Origin of the sequence: Streptomyces sp. ICBB 8177, from assembly GCF_003144095.1 — a bacterium.
In the GTDB taxonomy this organism is placed as follows: Bacteria; Actinomycetota; Actinomycetes; order Streptomycetales; family Streptomycetaceae; genus Streptantibioticus_D.
Map to the genome: position 1 here is coordinate 1 of NZ_NSKH01000012.1, position 6,076 is coordinate 6,076.

The following is a 6,076-nucleotide window of genomic DNA, read 5'->3' on the forward strand; positions in this document are numbered from 1 at the left end:
GCCTCTACCGCACCGGCGACCTCGTCCGCTGGAACACCAACACCACCCTCGACTACCTCGGACGCAACGACCACCAACTCAAAATCCGCGGCTTCCGCATCGAACCCGGAGAAATAGAAAACACCCTCCGCGACCACCCCACCATCCACGACGCCATCACCACCACAACCACCACACCCCACGGAGAACCCACCCTCACCGTATACCTGGTGCTCGACGACGGGCCAGCGCCTCCGGACCGCGAGACGCTCAATCAGCACGTGGGCCGCCACCTGCCCGGCTACATGCGGCCGCACCGCTACTACGTGCTGCCCGCCTTTCCGTTGACCGCCAACGGCAAGGTGGACCGGGCGGCGCTGGCGGACGGCGCGGTGCCGCTGAACGCCGGAACGACGACCGGGAGCGCCCCGCGCGGTCCGATGGAGCGGACGGTGGCCGCTGTGTGGACACGGGCGCTGGGGCACGACGACTTCGGCATACGCGACAACTTCTTCGACGTCGGCGGCCATTCGATGCTGCTGGCGACCGTTCGCGAACACCTCGCGCGGGAGCTGGAGCGGCCGCCGGCGATCCTCGCCCTGTTCGAGCACCCCACGATCGAGTCCCTGGCCCGCCACCTGGCCGCGACGGATGGCGACCGTCCCGGCGCGGTGACGCGTGGGCCGACCGAACGGGCCGGGCATCCCACGCTCTCGACCGACGCCGCTCCCCCGACCGACGGCGCTCCGGCGGACGACCCCGCCGCGACTCGTCTCAAGCGCGGCAACGCCCGGTTGCGGGCGATGCGCGCACAGCAGCGCAGGGCCGCCGACCCGGCCGGCTCGGCCTCTCCCCTCGCCGACCCCCTTGGCACGAAGGACTGACTCCATGACGGTCGAAGACAACGACACGCACATCGCCATCGTCGGCATGGCCTGCCGCCTCCCCGGTGCGTCGACGCCCGAGGAGTACTGGCACAACCTCGTCACCGGTGTCGACTCGGTGCGCCCGCTGACACCCGACGAGCTGCGGGAGTGGGGCCAGGACCCGGCCCGGTCGGCCGATCCCCGGTACGTGCCGCTGCACGGTGTGGTGGACGGCGTGGGCGAGTTCGACGCGGGCTTCTTCCACTTCTCCGAGCGCGACGCGACACTGCTCAACCCGCAGCACCAGATGTTCCTGGAGTGCGCGTGGGAAGCGCTGGAGCGCGCGGGCTACGACCCGCTGGCGGCGCCGGGCACGGTGGGGGTGTACGCGGGGGCGGGCCGCAACGGCTACGCACAGGTCGTCCAGGAGCGCCCCGACCGGTTCCCCGGGGTGGACGACCTGGCGCTCGCCATCTCCAACGAGCCCGAGCACCTGGCGTCGCGCGTGTCGTACAAGCTCGGGCTGACGGGTCCCAGCATGGCCGTGATGACGGCCTGTTCGACCTCGCTGGTCGCCGTGCACGAGGCGTCCCGGGCCCTGCTGGGCGGCGAGTGCGACATGGCGCTGGCCGGTGGCGTGACGCTGCGGGTGCCCCGGGCGGGCTACTGGTACCGGGAGGGCGGCACGATGTCGCCGGACGGCCGCTGTCGTACGTTCTCCGCCGACGCGAAGGGCATCGTGGCCGGTGACGGCGCCGGTGTGGTGGTGCTGCGGCGGCTCCAGGACGCGCTGGACGACGGCGACCACGTCCACGCCGTGATCCGTGGCTCCGCGGTGAACAACGACGGGAGCCGGCGCGCCGGCTTCACCGCTCCCGGCGTGCGCGGTCAGACGGAGGTCATCCGCGTCGCGCACGCGGCGGCCGAGGTCGATCCCGCGTCGGTCTCGTACGTGGAGGCACACGGCACGGGGACGCCCGTCGGCGACCCCATCGAGGTGTCCGCGCTGACCCAGGCGTTCGGCGGAACGTCGCTGCCGCGGGGGTCGGTGGCGCTGGGATCGGTCAAGACCAACATCGGTCACACGGACACCGCCGCCGGTGTCGCCGGGCTCATCAAGACCGCACTGGCCCTGGAGCACCGGACCATCCCGGCCACGCTGCACTACGGCTCCCCCAACCCGGGCATCGACTTCGCGGGCGGCCCGTTCGCCGTCGTCACCGAGCGCCGCGCTTGGGAGGCCCACGAAGCGGCGCCCCGCCGCGCGGGCGTCTCGTCGTTCGGCATCGGCGGGACCAACGCCCACGTGGTGCTGGAGGAGGCACCGAACGCGGGCGTGCGAGGGGCGGCGGACGAGCCGGCCTTGCTGGTGCTCTCCGCGCGCTCCCCCGAGGCGCTGGACGCGATGACGATCCGGCTGGCCGAACACCTGAGGGAACGCCCGGAGTTGCCGCTGTCCGACGCCGCGTACACCTTGCAGCGCGGTCGGCATCCGTTCCCGTACCGCCGCTACGCGGTCTGCTCCGACCACGCGGGGGCGGCTGCCGCTCTCACGGCGGGGGCGGTCGCGGTGAGGGCCGCCGAACCCGGCGCGGAGCCCTCGGTTGTGTTCGTCTTCACGGGTGACACCATCGGGTCCGGCGACGTCAGCGGCCATGTCGAGATGGGCCGCACGCTCTACGCGGCGCACCCGGCGTTCCGCGCGGTCGTCGACGAGATCGGACCGTGGTTCACCGGGCACTGCGACCGTACGCTCGCCGAACTGCTCGACCCCGCACCGCGGATCGCCGCCGGCACCTCACGCGTGCTCGCCGGACCGCAGACGGCGCGGGCGACGCGACTCGCCATCGAGTACGGCTTCGCCACGCTGCTCACCACCTGGGGTGCCGCGCCCGCGGCGGTCGTGGGGAACGGTGTCGGGCTGCTCGGGGCGGCGTGCTTCGCCGGAGCCCTCGCCCTCCCGGACGCGCTGGACCTGCTCGTGCGGGCAGCCACGGGCGACGCCGGCCTTCCGCGCTTCGCCGTCGGCGGGATGCCCAGCATGCCCGTGCTTCAGGCGGGCAACGGCATGGAATTGACGCCTGATCAGTTCTCCGGCACCGAATTCTGGTTGCGTCAGTTGAGTGCCGCGCACGAGGCACCGGCCGCCCCGACGGACTCCCGCCACCTGCTGGTCGGCCTCGCCCCCGTCGACGGGACCGATGCCGCACTCGACTCGCTCGGTCGCCTGTGGCAGGCCGGGGTGCCGGTCGACTGGACGCGGTTGCACGAGGGCGTCGCGCGTCACCGCATTCCGCTGCCCACCTACCCGTTCGAGCGGGAGACGCACATCGTGCGACCCGTGCCCTTCGACGACGCGCTCGGTGAACGAGGTGTGGCGAGCGGCGAGGCGGCGACGGCGTCGGCGGGCCCGGCGCCCGGCGCGGGGGCCGACCGGTCGCCCGAGGCGGTCGAGGAACGGCTGCGGACGCTGTTCGACAAGGTGCTCGGCGGTGAGGGCGGCCAGGGCGACGACCTGGACTTCTTCGAGCGGGGCGGCGACTCGCTGACCGCCGTGCAGCTGCTCGGCCTGGTCGAGGACGCGTTCGGGGTGTGCCCGCCGATGGAGGCGGTCTTCGACGCGCCGACCGTCCCGGAGTTCGCCGCCGTCGTCATGGAGACGCTCACCCTGCTCGACGCGACGGCGACCGCGTCCGGCGCCGACGACAAGGGGACGATGTGAACGGGCCCGACGAGACCCGACGGCCCGTGGTGGCCCCGGCGTCCTTCGCCCAGCGGCGGCTGTGGTTCCTCGACCACTTCGCGTCCGGGAACAACGCCTACAACCTGGTGTCGGCGCTCAGGCTGCGCGGACCGCTGGACCTCGCGGCGCTGCACGGGTCGCTCCAGCGCGTGGTGGACCGGCACGACGCGCTGCGCACGACGTTCCGCGCCGAGGCGGGAGAGCCGTACCAGTGTGTGGCCTCCGCCATGGAACTCGCGCTGCCGGTCACAGACTTGACGGGCCTGCCGGAAGAGGGCCGCGTCGCACACGCCTGCGCGCTCGTGGAGGCGGAGACGCTGCGTGAGTTCGACCTCGCCGAGGGCCCGTTGATCCGTACGACGCTGCTGCGGCTGGCAAAGGACGACCACGTGCTGGCTGTCGTCTGCCACCACACCGTCTGCGACGGCTGGTCGATGGGCCGCTTCCACGAGGAGCTGACCACCTGCTACGCCGCCCTTCGGGCCGGCGCCGAGCCCGAACTGCCGCCGCTGCCCACGAGGTTCGCCGACCACGCGCTGCGCGAGCGCGAACGCGACGCGAGCGACGGCTTCGGCGACGCGCTGGCCGCCGTACGGGACCGGCTCACCGGCGCGCCCGCGCTGCTGGACCTGCCGACCACGTACACCCGTCCGGCCGTCCAGGGTTTCGAGGGGGCGACACACGACATGGCGCTGTCGCCGCGTACGTGGCAGGCCGTGCTCGGCACCTCGCGCCGGCACCGCGTGACGCCGTTCATGACGCTGCTGTCGGTGTACGCGGTGCTGCTCGCGCGGCTGTCCGGCACGGACGACGTGGTGATCGGCAGCCCTTCGGCGGGCCGTGCCGACCCCGCGACGGCACCGCTGATCGGCATGTTCGTCAACACCCTGCCGTTGCGTGTCGACCTGAGCGGGGACCCGTCGTTCGCCGGTCTGCTGCTGCGGGTGCGCGGTGTCGCGCTGGAGGCGTTCCGTCACCAGGACGTGCCGCTGGAACGCGTCGTGACGGAACTTGGCCTGGACCGGGCGACCAGTCACGACCCGCTCTTCCAGACGATGTTCGCCCTCCAGCAGCCGCTGACGCTGCCGGAGCTCGACGGGCTGGCCGCCGAGGTCTTCCCGGTCCGGCCGCCGACCACCTTCACCGACCTGTGGCTGGAGGTACGGCCGGACGGCGAGGGCGCGGTGTGCACCTTCCGCTACCGCACCGAGCTGTTCGACGAGGCGGCGGTGCGGCGGCTGGCCCGGCAGTTCCACAACCTGCTGGACTCCGCGTTGCGTTCGACCGACACGCCCGTCTCCCGGCTCGACCTGCTGGACGAGGCCCAGACGCACACGCTGCTGCGCGAGTGGAGCAGGACCGGTGACGCGTACCCCTGGGACGGCCCGGTCCACGAGACGATCGCGCGGCAGGCGCAGCACACGCCGGACGCCACCGCCGTCGTCTTCCGCGACACCCGGCTCAGCTACGGGCAGCTCGCCCGTGGCACCGAGCGCGTCGCCCGGCGGCTGGCCGACGAGGGGGCGGCGCCGGGGACGGTGATCGCGCTCTGCCTCGCGCGCGGTGTGGAGCTGCCGCCCTCGATCCTTGCGGTCCTGCGCACCGGCGCCGCCTATCTGCCGCTGTCGCCGGAGGACCCGCCGGGCCGGCTCGTACGGCTGCTGCGTGACGCCGGCGCCACGCATGTGCTCACCACGAGTGACATCGCTCCGGCCCTCGCCGACGCGGGCGTGCCGGTGATCGAGGTCGACGGGCTCAGCGACGACACCGGGGCCGCTCCGCCGCCTGCCCCGGTCCACCCGGACGATCTCGCCTACGTGATCTACACCTCCGGGTCCACCGGGCGGCCCAAGGCCGTGGGCGTGCCGCACCGGGGGCTGGCCAACCGCGTCCACCACCTGCGGCACACGCCGGGTCTGGCCGCCTGTGACCGGGTGCTGCACAAGACGCCGTACACCTTCGACGTGTCGGTGTGGGAACTGCTGGCGCCGCTGACCGCCGGCGCCACGCTGGTGGTCGCGGAGCCGGGCGGGCACCGCGATCCGGCCTACCTCGTCGACCTGATCGAACGCGAGGCCGTCACCACGGCGCACTTCGTTCCGCCCATGCTGGAGGCCTTCCTCGGCGAGCACGACCTGGAGCGGTGCCGTTCGCTGCGGCGCGTGGTGTGCAGCGGTCAGGCGCTGTCGGCGGTGCTGCGAGACCGCGCGCTGTCGCGACTGGACGTGCGGCTGTACAACTTCTACGGGCCCACCGAGGCGTCGATCGAGGTGACCGAGTGGGAGTGCGCCCCGCGCACCCCCGTCGCCGGTGGGGCCGAGCCCTCCGGAGCCGCCGAGGACGGGCGGGTCCCCATCGGGCGTCCGTTGCCCGGTGTGGAGGTCTACGTGCTCGACGCCGACCTGCGCCCCGTACCCATCGGCGTACCCGGCGAGCTCTACCTCGGCGGCACCCAACTCGCCCGCGGCTACCTCACCCGACCCGACCT

At 73.2% G+C, this 6,076-nt stretch carries 3 protein-coding genes; all 3 read left to right on the plus strand.

The features are described from left to right. The coding region (locus CK485_RS08175) for a phosphopantetheine-binding protein (protein ID WP_241968221.1) at positions 1-863 on the plus strand (863 nt) is incomplete at its 5' end. Positions 864-867: 4 nt separating this feature from the next. After that, positions 868-3,567 carry a type I polyketide synthase gene (locus tag CK485_RS08180; protein ID WP_109448593.1) on the plus strand — a complete coding sequence of 900 codons (2,700 nt, stop codon included), beginning with the start codon at positions 868-870 and terminating at the stop codon, positions 3,565-3,567. Continuing rightward, the coding region (locus CK485_RS08185; RefSeq protein WP_158288190.1) for a condensation domain-containing protein at positions 3,564-6,076 on the plus strand (2,513 nt) is incomplete at its 3' end. The genes CK485_RS08180 and CK485_RS08185, both read left to right, overlap by 4 nt.